The organism is Idiomarina zobellii, assembly GCF_900100855.1.
In the GTDB taxonomy this organism is placed as follows: Bacteria; Pseudomonadota; Gammaproteobacteria; order Enterobacterales; family Alteromonadaceae; genus Idiomarina; species Idiomarina zobellii.
The window spans coordinates 51,821-72,618 of the sequence record NZ_FNCB01000006.1; the positions used below are offsets into that span (position 1 = coordinate 51,821).

Consider the following 20,798-nt stretch of genomic DNA (forward strand, 5'->3'; position numbering starts at 1 on the left):
TCGCTCAGTGATCCCGCTTCAGCAGGACGTCAGAAAATTGTTCGAGTTTTGCCGTATTGTAAGGGATATCGGCGAGTGACAGTAGTGCTTTCTCATGCAATGAGCTTAAGTATTTTTGAGCACCTTCGACGCCTAATAGCTGAACATAAGTCGACTTGTCCGCCGCTGTGTCCGAGCCCTGCGGTTTGCCCAGTAGCTCTGTGTTGCCAATAACGTCGAGAATATCATCCTGAACCTGAAATGCGAGCCCCAAATGGGTCGCAAACTCTTCAAAATGAGGCTGCCATTTTAGTGCTTCCTCTTCACCACACAGCACGCCTATTGTCGCCGCAGCTTCAATTAAAGCACCGGTTTTATGTCTGTGCATGTGTTCAAGTTCGTGTTCGCTTACCTGTTGACCGGTGGCTTGTAAGTCAATTGCCTGGCCGGCACACATTCCGGCACTGCCACTCGCACGAGCCAATGCATTCACCATAGACAACTGACGCTCGGCCTTCAACCCACCTAACGGCCATTCTGACAATAATTCGAAAGCCAGGGTTTGCAGAGAATCGCCCGCCAAAATAGCGGTCGCTTCGTCAAACGCAATGTGGCAAGTGGGTTGGCCGCGCCTGAGTTCATCGTTGTCCATGGCGGGCAGGTCGTCGTGAATCAGTGAGTAGGCATGAATCAGCTCAATAGCACCGGCAGCCGTCAAAGCGGCTTGTTTATCGCCACGGCAAATTTCGGCAATAGTCATTAGTAAATAAGGACGGACACGCTTGCCGCCCAGTAGCACGCCATGCTCCATCGCCCGCCTAAGCGTTTCATTAATAGAGTGACGCGCCAGCTGCTGTTTTAAAAATGCGTCGACTTGCTCGCGCACATCAGCCGTTAACGCATTAATGCTCACATCACGTCTCCGTTATCTTTATCGGCAGAGACTTCCTGAGCAGCCATGAGTGTCGTCACTTTTTGCTCAGCCTGTTGCAGCTGTTGTTGACTGGTGCGAGCCAGCTGAATGGCCTTCTCAAACTTTTCCAGCGACTTTTCCAGTGGCAGCTCACCATGCTCAAGCTCATTAACTAATGACTCAAGCTCTTCTAATGCTTGCTCAAACGAAGGGGCTTTTTGTTGTTCTGACATAATGCTTCTTGCGCAATTGTTGTGTGTTAGGACTAATTATCCGATAAAGAATCCCGAATGTCAGCCGATGATCTCATTATTCCTGTGTAACATAACAAGAAGATGCTTGTCAGAGCAGCGCTATTGTTTAAGAATGGAGCGTAGCTGGAATGGCAAAACGTGAATTGGGGAGGAGAACTGAGTGGATATTGCAACGCTCATAGGAATCATCGGCGCCATTGGCTTCGTGGTTGTGGCGATGATTTTAGGGGGAGACATTGGGCTATTTCTTGATACTCGCTCATTTTTTATTGTTTTTGGCGGCTCCCTGTTTATTACGCTCGCAAACTTCTCGCTTAGCCAGTTCCTGGGCACCGGCAAAGTTGTCGTAAAAGCCTTCTTTTTCAAAATTGAACACCCGCAAGAGCTTATCGACACTGCGGTTGAAATGGCTGATGCTGCCCGTAAAGGTGGTTTTTTAGCACTGGAAGAAGCCGAAATCCCCAATAAATTCTTCCGTAAAGGTGTCGACATGCTGGTCGACGGCCACGACGCAGAAGTTGTCAGAACAACTCTTTCGAAAGACATAAAAATGAGCTTTGCGCGTCATGAAGAGGGCGCTCGAGTCTTTAAAATTCTCAGTGATGTAGCACCAGCCATGGGTATGATAGGTACGTTGATTGGCCTGGTGGCTATGCTGTCCAACATGGATGACCCTAAAGCCATTGGTCCGGCAATGGCTGTTGCCTTGCTGACAACGCTGTATGGTGCGTTTCTGGCTAACGTTATTGCTATTCCAATTGCTAACAAGCTAATACTGCGTGCCGAGCAGGAAAAGCTGAATCAGCAGCTGGTTCTGGATGCTATTTTGGGTATTCAGGACGGTCAGAACCCGCGCGTTATTGAAGGTATTCTGCGTAATTACCTGGCTGAGTCGAAGCGTATCGGCGATGGGGACGAGGAAGAGTAATAATGGCCTCTGAAACAGTAAGAGACGAAGAAGAAGAGTGCGACTGTCCACCACAGGGACTTCCCATGTGGATGGCGACGTTCGCCGACTTGATGACACTGTTAATGTGCTTCTTCGTCTTGCTGTTGGCGTTCTCAGAAATGGACGTGCTGAAGTTTAAGCAAATAGCGGGCTCAATGAAGTACGCACTTGGCGTGCAGAATAAAATTGAAGTGAAAGACATTCCTAAAGGCACTAGCGTTATTGCTCAGGAGTTCCGTCCGGGGCGTCCTGAACCAACACCTATAGAAACCATTCAGCAGCAAACCGTTGAAATGACCCAGCAAATGCTGGAGTTTCAGGAAGGTCAGTCCGATTTTGCCGGCGGTCAGCAAACCGAGCGAGGCGGTCAGGAAGCGGACAGTCAGGAAGACGAAAAACAGGCGGAGTCAGAAAACACTGAAGCCATGACTCAGGTGTCTAAAGAGCTGATGCGACGCATTGAGCAACAGCTCGAAAATGAAATTAAAGCAGGCACCATTGAGTTAGAGCAGCATGGTCAGCAAATCATTATTCGTATCCGTGAGCAGGGCTCCTTCCCGGAAGGTTCCGCTTTCTTGCAGCCGCAGTTCCGGCCAATTATTCAGGAAGTAGCGACTGCGCTTAAAGAAATTCCGGGTGAAATCACTATTTCAGGACACAGTGACAACGAGCAAGTAGTGTCAGAAATTTACTCCTCACGTTGGGACCTGTCTAGCAAACGGGCGGTTGCAGTCGCCGAAGAAATGCTAAAAGTCGATGACTTTAGCGAAGACCGTATGGTGGTTATGGGCTACTCAGACACCAAACCGCTGGTGCCTAACAACTCTGAAGAAAACCGTCGCCGTAACCGCCGGGTTGAAATATCGGTGATGCAGGGTAAAGCGGCAGAGTCAGAGCAGCAGGTTGACGTTATAGACTAAGCGCTGGTTTCTGGCGCTTAGGACACGTATAATTGCCGACTTTCCCCAACGTCTAATGATATTGCTATGAAGTTTGTTGTTCGTCTGCACGCCGAAATTACCATCAAAAGCGCATCCGTAAGAAAACGCCACGGTAAGGTGTTAACCAATAACTTGCGCAAAATTTTGGCGCCGATACATCCGTCCATTTATGTGAAGTGGCTTTGGGATCGCATTGAAGTAGCAGCGGATACCGACAGCAATGATGCGCGCGACGCCATACGCGAAGCGCTCAGACATACTCCGGGCATTTCATGGTTTGCCGAAGTTATCGAGCAGCCGTTAACGACTTTTGACGACATTGCTGATTTAGTGGGTGAGCATTGGAATAAGCGGCTGCAAGGTAAAAGCTTTGCGGTGCGTGTAAAGCGGCAGGGTAAACATGAGTTCAATTCTCAGCAACTTGAGCGTTACATCGGCGGATATTTATTAAAACATTCAGAAAACTCCCGTGTTCAGTTAACCCGACCTGACGAAGAAGTGCAGTTGCAAATTACCAATCAGGTGGTTCATTTAATTGGTGAACGTATCGACGGCCTGGGCGGCTTTCCTATTCCAACGCAGGAAACGGTGCTGTCCTTGCTCAGTGGCGGCTTTGATTCGGGCGTTGCCAGTTATGAGTTTATTCGCCGAGGCGCACGTACTCATTTCTGCTTTTTCAACTTAGGGGGTGACGCTCACGAAGTAGCGGTGCGTCAAATTGCCTATTTCCTTTGGAAAAAATACAGCTCATCGCACCCTATTAAGTTTATTAGTGTCGACTTTGCACCTATTGTCGATGACATTTTAACGAATGTCGATAATGGCCAAATGGGGGTTGTACTAAAACGTCAAATGCTAAGAGCGGCTGCCCGGGTTGCGCACTATGTAAAAGCCCAGGCTTTAGTCACTGGAGAGGCTATAGGCCAGGTGTCGAGCCAGACATTGTCAAATTTACGCATCATTGATCAGGCGACACCGGCACTGGTGCTACGCCCGCTAATTACCAAAGACAAACAGGAAATTGTCGATGAAGCGAAGAAAATAGGCACCGAGCCGTTAGCTAAGTCAATTCCTGAATATTGTGGGGTTATTTCGAATAAGCCGACGGTTAAAGCTGTGCCTGAAGTTATCGAGGCGGAAGAATCGAAGTTGAACCAGGATTTGTTAGAGCAGGTCGTGCGTGCATCTAATGTGTTGAGTATGCAGGATATTGCTGAGCAAACTGAAAACGAATTGAAAATGCCGGACACTACAGCGGAACTCAATAAACAGAGTGTCATCATAGATATTCGTAATGACGATGAAATTGAAGCTGCGCCATTGAACGTTAATGCAGAGGTCATCGAAATTCCGTTTTTTAAACTAGCCACGAAGTTTCCTGAATTGGATCAAAACCGTGACTATTTGCTTTACTGTGATCAGGGAATTATGAGTCGTATGCAGGCGTTGCTATTGCACGAAAATGGCTTTACCAACGTATCTGTTTATAAGCCTGACTAAAGAGACGTATTTATGCTGGCAAGAGTGCTGTTTTTTATTCTGTTAACCGTCACCACGGTGGCGTTTTTATGGCAATTCCCAACGACTGGCGCCCAAAGTATACCTAACTTAGATAAAGCGGTTCATTTTGGAATATTTTTCGTGCTGGCAATGACCTTTCACAAAGCCTTCGCCTTATCTGCACGATTGTCGCTGTTATTTTTAGCCTGCTACGGCTTGGCTATTGAAGTCGCGCAAAGCTATGCACCAGGGCGCGGTGCCGATGTCTATGACTGGATAGCCGACGCTTGCGGTGTTATTGCTTACTTTGGCTTACACCATGTATTAAAAAAGTCGCGCTCTTAACGCGACTTTTTAGGTTTTTTCGACTTAACCGGCTTTTTCCCTTTCGTATCTTTCTTCGCCTTTTTCTTAGGCTTAGACCTTTTCGTCGACGGGAATTTGTATTGAGGACGAAGCCCCTCAATAACACGTCTGTCGAGCTGTGCATTTAAATAGCGCTCAATTTTGCCAAGCAATAGAGCATCATGCGCTTCGACTAATGAAATAGCCGTACCTTTTTGCCCACCACGAGCGGTGCGGCCAATACGGTGCACGTAAACGTCCGCTTGTTTCGGTAAGTCGTAATTAACCACCAGGGCTATGTCATCAATATCCAGTCCGCGGGCAGCGACATCGGTCGCAATTAGCGTGATGTTCTGGTTTTCCTTCAGCGTATTAATAATTTGCTGACGCTCGTCCTGAGGCATGTCGCCTCTTAGCGTGACAATTTTACGCGTATCAGTAAATTCACTGCGCAGGAAGTTAGCGACTATTTCAACTCGCTCGCGAGTACGCACAAACACAAACTGCCGACCGTCAAAGTCTTTTAGGGATGAGACTAAAAGCTTACGTTTGTGCTCATCGGTGTCAGCTAAATGAACCCACTGAACAATTTTACCGCGCTCGCGCTTGGGTGGTTGCACGTCAATGTACTCGGGCTCTTCCAGCAGTTCTTTAGAAAACTTAATAACCCCGGAGCTACCCAGAGTTGCTGAGAACAACAACGACTGCTGTCTGTGTCGCGCCTGCAACGCCATTTCTTTTACCGTAGCGGCGAAACCCATGTCTAGCATGCGGTCGGCTTCATCAATAACCAGCCACTCGACGCTTTCTAAGTTGTATTGCTCGGCTTCCAGTAAGTCCATCAGACGACCTGGCGTCGCGACCACAATGTCGTGGCTTTTCTCCAACTGAGACAGTTGACTGCCATAATTGATACCACCAGTGACAACCACTGACGACAAACCCGTTGCTTCAGAAAACAGCGAGGCTTGTTGGTGTATTTGCTCGGCTAACTCACGCGTCGGCGCCAACACCAAAATCCGGGCCGGGCCTGGTTGTTTGCGAGGGAAGTCCAATAAGTGCTGCAGCGCCGGCAATAAAAACGCTAAGGTTTTACCGGTGCCTGTCGGCGCGCTAACTAACAAGTCCCGACCGTCGAGCGCTTGTGGAATACTTAATTGTTGAACCTTGGCCGGCTTGTTTAAATCGGCTGCTTTAAGAACGCCAATTAAGCGATCATCCAGTTCTAACTCTTCCCAGTCTGGGACCATCTTCTTTCCTCTTAAAAAGCAATTAACGCAACAACAGCAAAGCCGAGTTGGTTGTTTGTAAAATACTGGTGGTGGTACTGCCGACCAGGAATTGACGAATGCGGGAATGACCGTAGGCGCCCATAACCAACACGTCAATATTGTGCTCATTCTGATACGCGTGCAGCGTTGGCTCAACCTCGCCCGAGCGTATTTCAAAGCGTACATCGTGGCCAAGCTCTCGCAGGTGGTTCGCGGCCGACTCAATTGAAGCATGGTTGTCGTTGGTGTCCGCGCCAACCATGACTAAATGCAGCGGTAAACCTTTGAATATCGGGCTTTGAGCCAGCAAGCGTATGCCTTTTCGTGAAGAGTCACTGCCATCGTAAGCCAGCATCACGCTTTTCGGTTCAGTAAATTCTTCCGGCGCCACCAGAATAGGGCGGTTCAAGGTTCTTACCACGGTTTCCAGCTGACTCCCCACACGGTTAGTACGAGTTGTGTCCTCGCCGTGTAATCCCATAACCAACAGGCGCATAGAGTCTTCAATTTCATGCAGCGACTCGGCTAAGTCACCATGGCGCTGGCGCAGGTTTACTTGTTCTACGCCATCCTCCAAAGCGCGAGCTTTAGCACTTTCCAGCATATGATGCCCTTGCTCAAGCGCTAATTTACTGCGTTGCTGGTCGAGTTCAGCCAGCTGTTCCAGTAAGGCCTCACGGCTGCCTAAACCAATATTGCCGGTCATATCCGTTTCAGTCGGATAACGCGCTTCGTCCAGTACGTGGAAAAGCGTCAGTGGCGTTTCCAGCCGCAACGCTGCCCAGCTGGCGTAATCACAAACCGATTGCGTCGAGGCAGATCCATCAATACAAGCAACAACATGTTTCATCATCGAATTCCTTTTTAGTGGCCGCCCATTAACTTATCAACCGCTTCAGGTTTGTCATGAACACCAAAGCGATCCACGATGGTGGCGCTGGCTTCGTTCAGCCCAACTACGTCAACATCAGCACCTTCACGGCGGAATTTAACCACAGCGCGGTCGAGTGCTTCAACGGCGGTAATATCCCAGAAATGGGCATCGCTGACATCAATAACAACCCGTTCGACACCCTCTTTAAAGTCAAATGCGGCAAGAAACTTCTCAGACGAGCTGAAAAACACCTGTCCAATAACACGGTATGTGCGTTTTATGCCATCGGCATCGATGTCGGACTTAATGTACAGATAGTGCCCGATTTTATTGGCAAAGAACATAGCGGCAAGCAATACGCCGACTAATACACCTAACGCCAGATTGTGCGTTGCGACAACGACAGCAACGGTGCTCACCATAACAATATTGGTCGATAGCGGATGCTTCTTTAAGTCTCGGATAGAGCTCCAGCTAAAGGTACCAATGGAGACCATAATCATAACCGCAACCAAAGCAGCCATGGGTATTTGTATTAAAATATTGTCCAATACCAAAACCATAATGAGCAGGAAGATACCCGCAACCAGTGTGGATAAGCGCGTACGACCACCTGATTTTACATTAATAATCGACTGACCAATCATGGCACAACCCGCCATACCACCAAGTAAACCAGAACCAATGTTGGCAATACCCTGACCTTTACATTCGCGGTTTTTGTCGCTGGACGTGTCGGTTAAGTCGTCAACAATGGTTGCTGTCATTAGTGACTCGAGAATACCGACAACGGCAAGTGCGGCAGAGTATGGGAATATAATGGCTAAGGTTTCAAAGTTTAACGGAACGTCAGGCCATAAGAATATCGGCAGGGCATCCGGCAGTTCGCCCATATCACCAACGGTGCGAATGTCTAATCCTAAGAACACGGCAACAATGGTTAAAGAAACAATACAAACCAACGGAGACGGTAGAATTTTTCCGATTACAGGAATGTAAGGAAAGCCATAAATAATGGCCAGACCGGCAGCAGTCATCGCATACACATGCCAGGTAACGTTAGTCAGTTCTGGCAGTTGTGCCATAAATATCAAAATAGCCAGGGCATTCACAAAGCCTGTCACCACCGAGCGCGAGACAAAGCGCATGAGGTCTCCTAACTTGAGATAGCCCGCAATTATTTGCAGCACACCAGTCAACAGAGTGGCGGCTAGCAGGTATTCAAGACCGTGGTCTTTGACCAGGGTGACCATAAGCAGCGCCATAGCGCCTGTTGCGGCAGATATCATCCCCGGACGCCCGCCGGTAAATGCGATAACAACCGCAATACAGAACGACGCGTACAAGCCTATTTTCGGATCAACACCGGCAATGATAGAGAATGCGATGGCTTCAGGAATTAGCGCTAGAGCAACGACAATACCTGAAAGCAAATCACCACGTATATTAGAAAACCAGTTCTGCTGGATAGACTTCAACATAGTTAAATGACACCAAATTTTTAAACACAATAAAGTATAAGTGGCCGGAATGGCCAGAAAAGCAGTGAACAGCCTACTGCGCACCTGTGACAGGGAAGTGACGGTTAGGGTGGCGTAATACGCGTCAGCACGTAGGTGGCTCCTTATGGTTTGAGGCTGGTCAAAAAAAGAGCGCGAATTTTAGCATAAAATGTGCCAACTACAAGTGCTTTCCTCGCGCTGGCAAAAAGCTAATTGTAGCTGTGGATAATAGCAATAACAGCGTTGATATCATTAGGCAAGCAACCAGCCCCCATTGCTGGTAGACCCAACCGGATAAAATGGTGCCTAATAGACGCCCGGCGGCATTGGCCATGTAGTAAAAGCCTACGTCCAAAGACACACCGTCGGCGCGTGAGTACGAAACAATAAGGTAACTGTGCAGAGATGAATTAATGGCAAACAGAATACCGAACAACCCTAAGCCAATAATAATGCTTTGGGTAATCGGCAAGTGTTGCCAAAGCGCCAGGGTTAACGCAAGCGGACTCAGCGTCAGCAGGGCATTCCATACCACCGCCTGAGTTTTTGGTACGTCCTGGCTACTTTTTGTGAATTTAGGCGCAATGCTTTGCACAAAGCCATAGCCAATAACCCACAAGGCCAAAAAGCTGCCCACCTGCCAGTGGTTCCAGCCCAGCTGGCTGGCTAAGAACACCGGTAAGGCCACCACAAACCAAACATCACGCGCACCAAAAAGTAAAAAGCGCGCGCCCGATAGAATATTAATAGGACGGCTTTTGGATAAAATGTCTTTGAATTTTGGTTTGAACTTAGCCTTGCCCGATTCTTTTTTCAGAAAAATTAAACTGGCTATCCAGACCAGGCTGAGCATAACCGCCATGGCGAGCACCGCACCCTGGAAGCCAATTAACGTCAGCAACAAGCCACCCAGGAAAAAGCCAACGCCCTTTAAGGTGTTTTTTGAACCAGTGAGTATGGCAACCCACTTGTATAGTTGAGCCTGTTTGTCATCCGGCACCAATAGCTTAATGGTGCTTTTGGCACTCATTTTATTGAGATCTTTGGCAATACCGGACAGCGCCTGAGCGGCCATCACCCAAATGACGGTGAGCATAGAACTGGGCACCAGCAGCATCGCCAGTGCCACAATTTGTACACCGAGCCCAATATTCATGGTCCTATTGAGCCCCCAACGAGCCCCCAGCCATCCACCAAATAGGTTGGTAACCACACCAAAAAACTCGTAGAACAGGAACAGCATGGCGACTTCCAGCGCACTGTAACCCAACTGGTGGAAGTGCAGCACCACCAGCATGCGCAGCGCGCCGTCAGTCAGGGTAAAGGCCCAGTAGTTGCCGGTAACAATTAAGTATTGGCGTATTGCCGGCGACAGCTGACTCAGCATTAGCCGACCTTTTCGACCAGTTCAACTGCACGGTTTGCATAACCCCATTCATTGTCGTACCAGGCATAAATTTTAACGTGCGTGCCGTTAACGACCTTGGTCGACAGGGCATCGACAATGCTTGAGCGAGGATCAGTTTTGTAATCTATCGACACTAACGGGCGCTCTTCGTAACCCAAAATGCCTTTCAATGCGCCCTCAGAAGCCTCTTTCATCCAGCCATTAATTTCTTCCACCGAAGTAGCTTTTTCGACTTCGAATACGCAGTCCGTTAATGACGCATTGGCAAGGGGGACGCGTACCGCGTGGCCGTCAATTCTGTCCTTAAGCTCGGGGAAAATCTCGACAATGGCCGTTGCCGAACCAGTAGACGTCGGAATTAAGCTCATGCCGCAGGCACGAGCACGGCGTAAGTCTTTGTGTGGCGCATCCAGAATGCTTTGCGTGTTGGTCAAATCGTGAATAGTGGTAATTGACGCGTGTCTAATACCAATGTTGTCCTGCAGAACTTTGACTACCGGAGCCAGACAATTAGTGGTGCAGGACGCGGCTGTGACTATCTGATGTTGTTCAGGATCATAAAGGTGGTCATTAACGCCCATCACAATATTCAAAGCGCCGGGCTCTTTGACCGGAGCTGATACGACAACTCGTTTTACGCCTTGTGACAGGTAATCATTCAGAACCTTCACGGTTTTCATTTTGCCGGAGGCTTCTAAAACCACATCGCAACCACTCCAGTCGTTGTCGGCAATGGTTTTGTGCTGAGAGAAAGCAATGCGCTCCCCACCAATTTGAATGGCGTCGTCCAGACCTTCAGCTTCATAACCCCAGCGACCGTGCACCGAGTCAAAATTCAGCAAGTGCGCAAAAGTCGACGCGTCGGCTCCTGGGTCATTCACCTGAACAACTTCTAGCTCCGGATTGTCCCACGCCACACGCAAGGCTAAACGCCCAATACGACCCAAACCGTTAATTCCAACCTTAATAGTCATAAAAGACTCCTTAATTTTGACTAAACCAGTGACGAGTCCGGTTAGCGAACCAGACTAAAGAGAGCATCACCGGTACTTCAACCAATACACCAACAACCGTGGCTAGTGCGGCGCCGGATTGCAGGCCAAATAGACTGATAGCCACAGCCACTGCTAGTTCGAAAAAGTTTGAGGTACCAATCAAGCAGGCCGGAGCCGCAATTCTATAAGGCAACTTAATCAGCAACGCGATAATAAAAGTGATAGCAAAAATGCCGTAAGTTTGAATTAGCAACGGGGTTGCTATCATGGCAATGTCTAAGGGACGCGTCAGTAGCACCTCTGCCTGAAAGCCAAACAGCAGCACCACGGTTAGCAGTAAGCCGACAATGGACCAGGGCTTCATGCGTGCATCAAAGGCTTGCAGTGCAGAGTCGACATTATGCTGTCGCGATGTTGCTTTGCTCTTTAGCCGCTGGCGCGTTAGCAGCCCGGCAATAAGCGGTGCTACTACGTACAGACCAACACTTAACAGCAAGGTTTGCCAGGGCACAATAATATCGGTAATACCCAGCAGCAGAGCGGCAATGGGGGCAAAGGCAAAAATCATAATGACGTCGTTGACCGACACCTGCACCAGCGTATAGCTGGCATCGCCTTTGGTCAGCTGACTCCAGATAAAAACCATAGCCGTACACGGCGCAACACCGAGTAGAATGACCCCGGCCAGGTACTCGTTAGCAGTTTCGGGCTGAATAAAGTCAGCAAATACGCCTTTGAAAAACAGCCAACCCACGAACGCCATTGTAAATGGCTTAATAAGCCAGTTAATAGCGACCGTTAGAATAAGCCCTTTCGGCTCTTTAGCAATTTGGGTAATAGATTCGAAGTTTACCTGCACCATCACCGGATAAATCATCAGCCATATCAGTACCGCTATAATCAGGTTAACCTGCGCAAACTCAATACCTGACAGCACTTCGAAAATTGCCGGGAAGACATTGCCCAGTAAGGTTCCTGCAATAATCGCCAACGCCACCCAAACCGATAAAAACCGTTCAAACACACCCATTATCGACATCCTTGACCTGTTGAGGAATTAACGACGCGTGATAAGCCGCCGTGGTTTTAATCATAGTCGCCATCCAGTCCTGTAGGGCGGGATTAATTCGATAATACACCCAGCGCTGATCTTTACGGTCGGCTAATAAGCCGTATTCGCGCAGTTGCGCCAAATGCCGCGACACTTTTGGCTGTGACATACCAGTCGCGTCCACGAATTGGCAAACACATAACTCACCATGGTGTTGCAGCATTAGAATCATTTTCAGGCGCAGGGGGTCAGCCATAATTTTGAAGAACTCATGAGGTGCATCAAACAGCTGCGGACGGTCACTTTTCTTGCGTAAAATAAGCAACAGCATCTTTATACGCTCGCTTAATTCATGCGCCGTTTTCTTAAAAGCATCCGCTTTTTTGCTGGTCACCGGGTCGGGGAAGTCCCAGGCAATGAAGTGCTGATCACCGCACAAAGCTTGGCACTCAGTGCGAGCCCGATCACACAGGCTTATCACGTAATCAAAGCTATTGAGATCAATATCAGCAAGCGCTTTTGAATGCAGCCCATCAGTTTCAACACCCAAGTGCTCTAATGCCGCTAAAGCACCCGGCTCAGGTTTTGTCGGCTCAGTACCCGCACTGGCAACCTCAAAGTCATCACCAGCAAACTGCCGAAAAATAGCCTCCGCCATCAAAGACCGCGCAGAATTCGCCGTACATAGAAACAAAACTTTCGTCATCAGGTAACACCATATATTCGATATTCCATATATATGTTATACCGAATATATTGACTGCGCAATAGCCAAGCTGGGAGGAGGGCCGGTTATCACTTGTTTCGCTTGAGCATTGAACCTCCTGTGGCGGAGACGCTACGAGTTCATCCATGAACGCTTGACGAAGGCCATCCTTGGCCTTCGACACTCCGCCACAGGAGGTTCAACACTCGTAACGCTTACAAGTGAGCAACCGGCCCTATCTACCATTGGTCGTGTGGGGGAATGGACCATGAGTGCGCCCAATGGTTTCGGGAGCTACTGAGGAGGTGTGCAGCGCCATGGATGGCGCTGCCCAAGCCCTACAGGGATGTATTCACGGGCGTCCTCCGCAGTAGCTCCTGAAACCTCAGCGCTCGTGGTTTCAGCCCCACTCTCACAGCTAAAGCCCCAGCACGTCTTTGCCTTGTTTGAAGGTGACGTCAACGGGGATGCCGGCGTCGGCGAGTTTGTCGAGGTCGGCTTTTAGCTGTGGGCTGACAACGCCTAAGGTTGCAACCAGTTCAGCCACTCCGTTGTAGTCACCGTCGCCTTGCAGCGTCAGAATTTTTTCTGAAAGGCTATTCATGGCGGCACGCATTTTGTCCATATCAATAGCGTATTGGCCTTTTTCATTGCGCTTGAAGGCGCCTTCGTCGGCAAAGTAGTTGAAACGAATCATGTTGGCTTTGCCGTGGGCACTGGATGCGCCAAAGCGCACTGAACGGAAAATACTGGCCATAAAGGTGGTGTAATAGTCTTCCAGCTCACCTTCGGCTAAAACGCCTTGTTCAAACAGCTGAGTCACCATGTAAAGCCCCAGAATATCGGCTTTACCTTCTTCCAGCGCAGAAGCGTGTTCTTTCAGCGCCGAACGCACGGTGCCCTTGTCATTCAGTGTGTTTTTAATACCCAGGCCGTGGGCGACTTCGTGGAACATGGTGTTCGCGAAAAAGGCATTAAACGTAATGTTTTCGCGCTGCTCCGGTACAATTAACTGCTCGGCAATAGGCACCAGAATTTTATCGAACTTAGCCTGCATGGCGTTTTTCAGCTGTAAGCGGCGGGTGCCTTTTTCTAGCTGAACTTCTTCGTCGTTAGGCAGGTTTATCGCAATGGTTTTACTGCCCGCGTTGGAGTGACCGGCATAGTAAACCGCGTCGTAGGCATTCAGTTGAGCATTGGCGCCCGGCATTTCTGCTTTATAAGCGTCTTCAACTGGCAGACCACGTTGCAATTCAGGCAGGTACTCAGCGTATTTCGCTAAGCGCTCGCTCCATGCTTTGTCTTTAATCAATACGTAAGACTCAAACGCGGTTTTGTAGCCGTATAAATGGTCTTCGTAGTTCTCGATAGGACCAATAACCACATCAACATCGTTGTCGGTCATCTCCATCCATGCCATATCAGACGGCTGATACTCGTTGTTTAAAAACGCATCGGCGCGCAGGCGCAAATACTTCGCAAAGTCTTGGCTTTCCGCAAGCTCAGCGGCTTGGCGCAGTAACTCGGCAGCTTCAGTCAGTGAATCATTAAACGCTTCAGAGTAAGGAACCGTCATTAAGTCGCCGTTTTCATCACGACGCAATAATGTATAAAGGCTGTCTTTGTCAGCAAGGTCCGCATTTTCAAACTCGGTTTTGGTCATATCTTCCGGGTAGAAGTTAGCGCCTTCAGGCTTATCGTCAAAGCCGGTTAAAAAGGGTTGGTTGTTGTTAAGGCGATCCCACGGGCCATAGTTAATCACTGTGAATTCTTTAGCCCGCTTTTCAACTTTAGCCAGCAGCTCGTCTTTGCTGCCCGGGAAAGCTTGCTGCCAGAACAGCTCATCCATTATTTTCGATGCATCAATAAGCAAACTGACCATCTTCTTCTGGTCGCTGGACAAGTGTGATAAGTCGCTGGTCAATGAATAAGGGGTGTAAATGTCGAGTCTTTGCTCTTTTCCTTCAACCAATTGGTAGCTTTTCGGAGCCGTGGTTTCGGTACTCTCAGTGGTTGTTTGTTGACCGCAGGCGGCTATAGCAAGCGCCAGCGGCGCAATAAAAAATGCAGATTTTTTCATAATGATACTTTTGTAAAATTGAGTTGTTGGAAAGTTCTGTTAATCTACTTCTATGCCTGACTAGAAGCAATAGAATAACTATAAAAAAGGATCCCTCAATGGCATCGCAGAATGCGCTTTACTTACTCATTGATGAACGGTTGCAGCGTGACGAACTCACCCTGCCGGGGCTACCGAAAACGGCGGAGCAAGTGCGTAACGCTACGCTCGATCCTGACTGTAATTTGCACGACCTGGCGCATATCATTCAGCAAGACGCGGTATTGTCAGCCCGGTTAATACGACTGGCAAACAGTGCCTATCTGGGGGGCCGAAACAAGGCAGAAAGCCTGATGCAGGCGTTAACACGTATTGGCATGCGTCGAATTCGCACGCTGGCTTTTGCAATGGCAATGGAGCAGGTGTTTAAACCCGACAACGACATTGTGAAGATGTTCTCAGAGCAATACATTAAGGAAAGTCGGCAAATTGCAGCAGCGTCGGTGGTTATTACGAAAGACCTCCAACGCCGCGGAATAGGGCACCGGCTGCATCAGGACGTCTCTCTGCTGGCAGGCATGGTATCCAGAATAGGGGTAACACCTATTCTAAGAATGGCCAGTGAATTTGAGGACAGCTTTGCTAACCCTACCTTTATTAATGAATGCATTATGCAGTTAAGCTCGCCGTTGGGTACTAATATCCTGAATTACTGGCAGTTCACGCCTAATTTGGTGCAGGTGCCACTGCACTATAATAAAGGGCGAACCAACCTGGACGACGCCATTACCGTTAATTATTGCGATATTGTTCATTTGGCCAGCTTACTAACAGGAAATAACTTAGGTAAAAAGCAAAATGTGACCGTGGTGGAGTATGAATTAAGAGGAGTGATTGAAAGCGAAGACTTCTGGCAGCAAGACTCGACTCAAGAGTCTTACCACCAGGTGCTGGACTTATTTGGCTAACTCGCGTTACTCAAACGCCTTTTTCAAATCATCAAATAGCTGCCCGGCTTCGCCGCTAATTAGCGCAAAGTCGGCATCTACTTTCTCTTCCGGGGTTGGGTCTACCAAATCATCTTTTGCGTCCAGCAGTACGTCGGTTGGCTTAACACGTTTTAGTGCCATATCGGCTTCAAGAATAAACTCCAAGTTTTCCTGCCACACCAAACCTAACCGAGTCACTTGCTTACCGGCAGTTAAATGAGCCTGAATGTCGTCACGAGTCAGGTCTTCCTGTTTACAGCGAATGATGCCACCGTCGGCCTGGGGTGAACGCAGCTCTGCTTCGTCGCCCAGTTCAAAGGGGGCAGGAATGTCTTGTTTTTGTAGCCAGTCGGTCAAGTACACTTCAACGGCCTCAGACGGGCTGAAAGGTCTGACAGGTAAAGACCCCACCGAGCCACGCAATAAACCGAGAAAGTCTTCCGCTTTATTCGCCGCCGACTCGTCAACCGCAATAAATTGACGGTCTAAATCAATGTAGCCCCAGCTTAAGCGAAAACGGCTAAACGCCTGTGGCAATAACTGATGAATTAAGTCTTCTTTTAAGTTTTGTTTTTCTTTGCGCGGCACAGAGCGGCCTTCGGCTTCACTAATCTGACGGACTTTTTCGTCGAGCTGAGCGTTCACAACCGTGCTGGGAAGGACTTTTTCTTCTCGTTTAGCGCAGAGTAACCAGCAGTTACCGACGCTATGGGTTAACGTCTCGTTGTCTGGGCCAAAGGGAGAGAACCAGCCAAAACTGCTTTGCTCAGTGCGAGAGCATGGGTGAAAGCTGTGCTCCGCAAGCTGCTCTTCAAAGTTTTCGGGTAACGAGAAATTTTCACTGAAATGATAAAAGCGAAGGTTTTTAAACCACATAAATAAGGGTTCCTGTCCGGCATTAGAAACCCTGAATTGTATCGACTAACGGCGTCTGTGTCAGTTTAAAACCTGTACAGGAAATGAAAAGGTGTAAGTCAGCCCTTCACCCGGTTGACTGGTGGCGTCAATATCGCCCTGCAGGGTTTGGGTAACCAGGTTGCGTACAATATGAGTTCCCAAACCACTACCACCGTCATTGAGCTTAGTGGTGAAAAATGGGTTAAAGAGCTTGGTTAAAGCGTCTTCTGAAAGACCATTGCCGTCGTCTTTATAAACAACATGAAGCTCGCTGTCGCGCAGCTCAATATCAATGATCATGGTACCTTGCTCAATGCCGTCGAAGGCATGACGTAATGAGTTTAAAATTAAATTGGTAAATATCTGCGACAGCGCACCCGCCGGGCAACGAATAAATAAATCGTCGGCACAGTTCAGTTCTATTTTATGCAACGTTTTCTTTAAGTGCGGTTGCAGCGACTGAATCAGCTCTTCTATGTAGCGTTTCACATTTATATCGCGAATGGCGTCAGACGCCTGGTCGACCGCTACCTGCTTAAAGCTACTGATAAGGTCAGAGGCCCGATGCAGGTTGTTATCCAGTAAGCTGAGGCTTTCTCTGCCTTCTTCTATAAACTTTTGTAATTGTTGCTGTGTCAGTTCTTTATTGGTCAAAGCCGAATCCAGCGAATCCAGTTTTTCTCGCAGGTAAGAAGCTGCTGTGACACTAATACCAATAGGTGTATTCACATCGTGCGTAATACCCGCCACAAGGCCACCAAGCGAGGCCATTTTTTCCGACTCAATGAGTTGTTGCTGGGTTTCGCGTAAGTGGTTCAACGACGACTCAAGCCGCTGGTTAGACTGACGCAGCGTGTTTTCCATAGTACGACGTTGGCTAATTTCGCGTTCAAGCTTTTCCTGTCGCATTTCCAGTTCGTTTTTGCGCTGCTCCAGATCCAGCATCACCTGGCTCAAACGGGAGGTTTTACGGGCCACCTCCTGTTCTAAAATCGCATTTTGTTCATCCAGCTGTCGGTTTGCCGCTTTCAGTTTATTCTGTGTGCGTTCCAGGTCAGCCTGATATTCTTCAATGTTATCGAGTAACTGATTATACGCCTGCTCAATAAGTACCAGCTCGTTATTGTGTTGGTCTTTTAAGCGAATGCGGGAGCGCTCGAGGTTATCCAGGCGGAAGCTCTTAATTTGCTGAGTTAAGTCATTGAGCGGGCGGCTCAACATGCGGCTGAATGCGACCGTAAACAGAATAATTAAAAAGGTACTCTTTATAAGCGCGTTACCAATAATAAAGCCCAAACTGACTTTAATGCGGTCTATGGCTATGTCTCGCGTTGAAAACAGGCTAACGTCGCCGACCTTGGTGGAATGCCCGGAAAACTCGAAAATGAGCGAGTTGTGGTAGCCAAAAATACCGTTACGCTCAGGAAGCAGAATTCCTTCACTGGCTTCTTCGGGCAAGTCAGATATTTCTGAGGTTTCACCCAACTGAACCAAAATATTACCGGCGTCGTCGCGAATCAATACTCCGGCAATAGCCGGAATGCCAATAAGGCCGTCGGCGATACTGTCAATTTGGTCACTATTAAATTCCCAAAGTGAGCGCGTCAAAGACCCATTAAAGGTTCGTTGCTGGTTTTGCAGCTCGGCAATCAGTATGCGCTTGGTATCAAAGTATTCCGCACCAATTTGTACTGCAGTGACAATAAGCGTCAGCACAAAGTAAACGGACAGAACCCGTGTCAGCAGCGATGATGAAATACTTTTGATGGCCATATAAAAGAGGTGTGTGTAAATTTTTTGTCAATATGACCTTAAACTAAATCATTGCTACCCATAACGCAATAAAGCAAAGCGCCCAGCCCTAAGCAATTGACATAAAACTGACACATTTTGGTCATTAAGCTGTCACTAAAACTCACTAAAGTTGCCACAAATTAATTCACAAGGGTTATAACTTATGAAGTTCATTACCTCCGCTGGCGCTTTCGTTTTAAGCTCTGCGCTTTTTTTACCAGCGCTGACAACTGCGGCGTACGCAGCTCCAATACAAGAGCAGGACAAACTTGAGCCTGTTGTTGAAGAAGCCTCTTCAATTAACCAGTCTGCGCGTCAGTCACAACTGACCATTGACCAAATTTCAGACAACATGCAAGAGCGTTTGCAACAGTATAAACGCATCATGAAGGAAATTGATGGTTTAAAAGTGTATACCGCACAGCTTGAGCAGCAAATTGGTAACCAACAACAGGAAAAGCAAGACATCAATGACTCAATAGACAAGGTCAGTTATGTCGAGCGTCAAATTACTCCGCTGATGTTACGCATGATCGACTCGCTCGAGTCTTTTGTTGAACTGGACGTTCCGTTCCTTGAAACCGAGCGTAACGAGCGTTTAGCGCAATTAAACGACCTGATGGAGCGCGCTAACGTTGACGTTTCTGAAAAGTTCCGCCGTGTTATGGAAGCGTACCAAATTGAAGCCGACTACGGGCGCAACATTGAAGCCTACACGGCAGAGCATGAAATTAACGGCCAACAGCAAGACGTCACTTTCCTGCGCATTGGTCGGGTAGCGCTTATTTATAAAACCCGCGACGGTCAGCACCTGGGTATCTGGAATCAGCAGGAACGCAACTGGCAAGAACTTGATAGTAAGCACTTACCAGCCGTTGAAGAAGCTATCCGCATAGCCCGAAAACAGTTAGCACCGGACATGCTGATGATGCCCGTTTTTGCTAACAAAGCCGCCACAAACAGCGCCGCTGGCCAATAAGGAGTCGCACCAATGAAATTAACACAACGAATTGTTCAGTGGTTCTCAGTTATTGCGCTGGCAGCGACCTCAAGCGCTGCACTCGCCGCGCCGCTGCCGCAAGACCCAATTAACTTAGACCAGCTGTTACAGCAGTTGGAGCAGGGTAAGTTCTCGCAGTCAGAGAGTAATAAGCAACGCGAGCAGCGTTTCCGCGAAAAAGAGCAAGAGCAAAAAGCCATGCTCGAAGACGCAATTGCTCAAAGAAACCAATTGGAGCAACGCGCCGAGCAACTGGAAACTGATTTTGAACAGAACGAAGTCGATTTAGGCAACTTAAGCGACACTCTGACTCAGCGCATGGGCTCACTGAAAGAGCTGTTTGGTGTGCTGCAGCAGGTTGCTAATGATGCTTCAGGCAAGTTCGACAACTCTGTTATTTCAGCGCAGTACCCAGGCCGTTCAGATGCGCTTGAGGAGCTAGCAGAAAACATGAGCTCGTCGTCTAAACTGGCGTCTATTGAAGACATTGAAAGTGTCTGGTTTGCCCTGCAAAAGGAAATGACCGAGTCGGGTAAAGTCGCTGAATTCACGACTGAGGTGACAGCAGCCAACGGCGACAAAGCTGAACAAGAAGTCGTTCGTGTTGGTGCTTTTAACCTGGTTTCAAATGGCAAGTATTTAGAGCGCATGAGCTCAACCGGATCTGTTGCTGAGCTGGTACGCCAACCCTCAGGTCGCTATCTGGACACTGCTGAAAATATCCAGCAAACCGACAGTGGCATTGTCACATTCGGCGTTGACCCAACAGGCGGATCAATTCTTGGTTTATTAGTTCAGGCACCAAGCTTAGGTGAGCGTATCGACCAAGGCGGTACCGTGGGTTACATCATTCTTGCTCTGGGTGCTATAGGCTTGCTGTTCGCGTTAGAGCGCTTTGTGTCACTGATGCTACTGGGCAACAAAGTGAAGCGTCAGCTTAAGAAAGACAAGCCAAGTCAGGACAACCCGCTGGGTCGAGTCATGCTTATTAAGGACAAGTACCCGCAAGCCGACACCGAAACGCTGGAGTTGAAGCTCAGTGAAGGTATCTTGCGCGAAGTGCCTAAAATTACGCGCAACCTGACGTTCATAAAAATCATTTCTGTGGTCGCACCGCTGATGGGTCTGTTGGGTACCGTGACCGGTATGATCAACACCTTCCAGGCGATAACGCTGTTCGGCACAGGTGACCCGAAACTGATGGCAGGTGGTATTTCACAAGCCCTGGTCACAACCGTACTTGGCCTGGTGGTCGCAATACCCATGACCTTATTGTTTGCCACCTTACACACTCGCAGTAAAAACCTGATTCACATATTGCAGGAGCAGGCCTCCGGCATTATTGCGGAGCGCTCAGAGCGAGGAGAGTAA

The 20,798-nt window shown here is 48.5% G+C and carries 19 protein-coding genes; 7 read left to right on the plus strand and 12 right to left on the minus strand.

The window, feature by feature from the left end:
- Positions 1 to 4 precede the first annotated feature (4 nt).
- Both BLT32_RS07345 and BLT32_RS07350 read right to left on the minus strand, forming a co-directional pair.
- Positions 5 to 892, minus strand: coding sequence for a farnesyl diphosphate synthase (locus BLT32_RS07345; protein ID WP_053953712.1), 888 nt, complete (start codon positions 890 to 892; stop codon positions 5 to 7).
- A complete protein-coding gene (locus tag BLT32_RS07350) occupies positions 889 to 1,125 on the minus strand; it encodes an exodeoxyribonuclease VII small subunit (protein ID WP_053953713.1) in 237 nt (78 codons plus the stop codon). Before BLT32_RS07350 ends, BLT32_RS07345 begins: the two co-directional genes overlap by 4 nt.
- A gap of 181 nt (positions 1,126 to 1,306) precedes the next feature.
- On the opposite strand from BLT32_RS07350, the gene pomA reads away from it, so the two are divergent.
- The 4 genes from pomA to BLT32_RS07370 all read left to right on the plus strand — a co-directional run bounded on the left by pomA (position 1,307) and on the right by BLT32_RS07370 (position 4,881).
- Entirely contained in the window at positions 1,307 to 2,074 is a 768-nt protein-coding gene (pomA, locus tag BLT32_RS07355; protein ID WP_053953714.1) for a flagellar motor protein PomA, read from the plus strand.
- A 2-nt stretch (positions 2,075 to 2,076) separates the two neighbouring features.
- Positions 2,077 to 3,015 carry a flagellar motor protein MotB gene (locus tag BLT32_RS07360; RefSeq protein WP_053953715.1) on the plus strand — a complete coding sequence of 313 codons (939 nt, stop codon included), beginning with the start codon at positions 2,077 to 2,079 and terminating at the stop codon, positions 3,013 to 3,015.
- A 66-nt stretch (positions 3,016 to 3,081) separates the two neighbouring features.
- Positions 3,082 to 4,536, plus strand: a complete 1,455-nt coding sequence (gene thiI, locus BLT32_RS07365) for a tRNA uracil 4-sulfurtransferase ThiI (protein ID WP_053953716.1) — start codon at positions 3,082 to 3,084, stop codon at positions 4,534 to 4,536.
- A 12-nt stretch (positions 4,537 to 4,548) separates the two neighbouring features.
- A complete protein-coding gene (locus tag BLT32_RS07370) occupies positions 4,549 to 4,881 on the plus strand; it encodes a VanZ family protein (protein WP_053953717.1) in 333 nt (110 codons plus the stop codon).
- On the opposite strand, the gene srmB is transcribed toward BLT32_RS07370, so the two are convergent.
- The 8 genes from srmB to BLT32_RS07410 form a co-directional block, all read right to left on the minus strand.
- Positions 4,878 to 6,131, minus strand: coding sequence for an ATP-dependent RNA helicase SrmB (srmB, locus tag BLT32_RS07375; RefSeq protein WP_053953718.1), 1,254 nt, complete (start codon positions 6,129 to 6,131; stop codon positions 4,878 to 4,880). The genes BLT32_RS07370 and srmB overlap by 4 nt on opposite strands.
- A 22-nt stretch (positions 6,132 to 6,153) precedes the next feature.
- Positions 6,154 to 7,005 carry a universal stress protein gene (locus BLT32_RS07380; RefSeq protein WP_425311131.1) on the minus strand — a complete coding sequence of 284 codons (852 nt, stop codon included), beginning with the start codon at positions 7,003 to 7,005 and terminating at the stop codon, positions 6,154 to 6,156.
- Between the two features lie 11 nt (positions 7,006 to 7,016).
- Entirely contained in the window at positions 7,017 to 8,507 is a 1,491-nt protein-coding gene (locus BLT32_RS07385; RefSeq protein ID WP_053953720.1) for a SulP family inorganic anion transporter, read from the minus strand.
- Positions 8,508 to 8,706: 199 nt separating this feature from the next.
- Complete coding sequence (gene arsJ, locus BLT32_RS07390) at positions 8,707 to 9,915, minus strand: organoarsenical effux MFS transporter ArsJ (RefSeq protein WP_053953721.1); 1,209 nt, start codon at positions 9,913 to 9,915, stop codon at positions 8,707 to 8,709.
- A complete protein-coding gene (locus tag BLT32_RS07395) occupies positions 9,915 to 10,910 on the minus strand; it encodes an ArsJ-associated glyceraldehyde-3-phosphate dehydrogenase (RefSeq protein ID WP_053953722.1) in 996 nt (331 codons plus the stop codon). Before BLT32_RS07395 ends, arsJ begins: the two co-directional genes overlap by 1 nt.
- Before the next feature lie 10 nt (positions 10,911 to 10,920).
- Positions 10,921 to 11,961: an ACR3 family arsenite efflux transporter gene (arsB, locus tag BLT32_RS07400; protein WP_053953723.1), complete on the minus strand. Its 1,041-nt coding sequence runs from the start codon at positions 11,959 to 11,961 to the stop codon at positions 10,921 to 10,923.
- Positions 11,948 to 12,688, minus strand: a complete 741-nt coding sequence (locus tag BLT32_RS07405) for a metalloregulator ArsR/SmtB family transcription factor (RefSeq protein ID WP_053953724.1) — start codon at positions 12,686 to 12,688, stop codon at positions 11,948 to 11,950. Before BLT32_RS07405 ends, arsB begins: the two co-directional genes overlap by 14 nt.
- 418 nt (positions 12,689 to 13,106) lie before the next feature.
- A complete protein-coding gene (locus BLT32_RS07410; RefSeq protein WP_053953725.1) occupies positions 13,107 to 14,768 on the minus strand; it encodes a DUF8614 domain-containing protein in 1,662 nt (553 codons plus the stop codon).
- Between the two features lie 98 nt (positions 14,769 to 14,866).
- Here BLT32_RS07410 and BLT32_RS07415 point away from each other — a divergent pair, with 98 nt between their 5' ends.
- Positions 14,867 to 15,715 (plus strand): HDOD domain-containing protein, encoded by an 849-nt coding sequence (locus BLT32_RS07415; protein WP_053953726.1) that lies wholly within the window; start codon positions 14,867 to 14,869, stop codon positions 15,713 to 15,715.
- 6 nt (positions 15,716 to 15,721) lie between these two features.
- On the opposite strand, the gene rdgC is transcribed toward BLT32_RS07415, so the two are convergent.
- Entirely contained in the window at positions 15,722 to 16,612 is an 891-nt protein-coding gene (rdgC, locus tag BLT32_RS07420; protein WP_053953727.1) for a recombination-associated protein RdgC, read from the minus strand.
- 60 nt (positions 16,613 to 16,672) lie between these two features.
- A complete protein-coding gene (locus BLT32_RS07425; RefSeq protein WP_053953728.1) occupies positions 16,673 to 18,406 on the minus strand; it encodes a sensor histidine kinase in 1,734 nt (577 codons plus the stop codon).
- Between the two features lie 184 nt (positions 18,407 to 18,590).
- On the opposite strand from BLT32_RS07425, the gene BLT32_RS07430 reads away from it, so the two are divergent.
- Together BLT32_RS07430 and BLT32_RS07435 are read left to right on the plus strand one after the other, a co-directional pair.
- Positions 18,591 to 19,406, plus strand: a complete 816-nt coding sequence (locus BLT32_RS07430; RefSeq protein WP_053953729.1) for a DUF3450 domain-containing protein — start codon at positions 18,591 to 18,593, stop codon at positions 19,404 to 19,406.
- Between the two features lie 12 nt (positions 19,407 to 19,418).
- Positions 19,419 to 20,798, plus strand: coding sequence for a MotA/TolQ/ExbB proton channel family protein (locus BLT32_RS07435; RefSeq protein ID WP_053953730.1), 1,380 nt, complete (start codon positions 19,419 to 19,421; stop codon positions 20,796 to 20,798).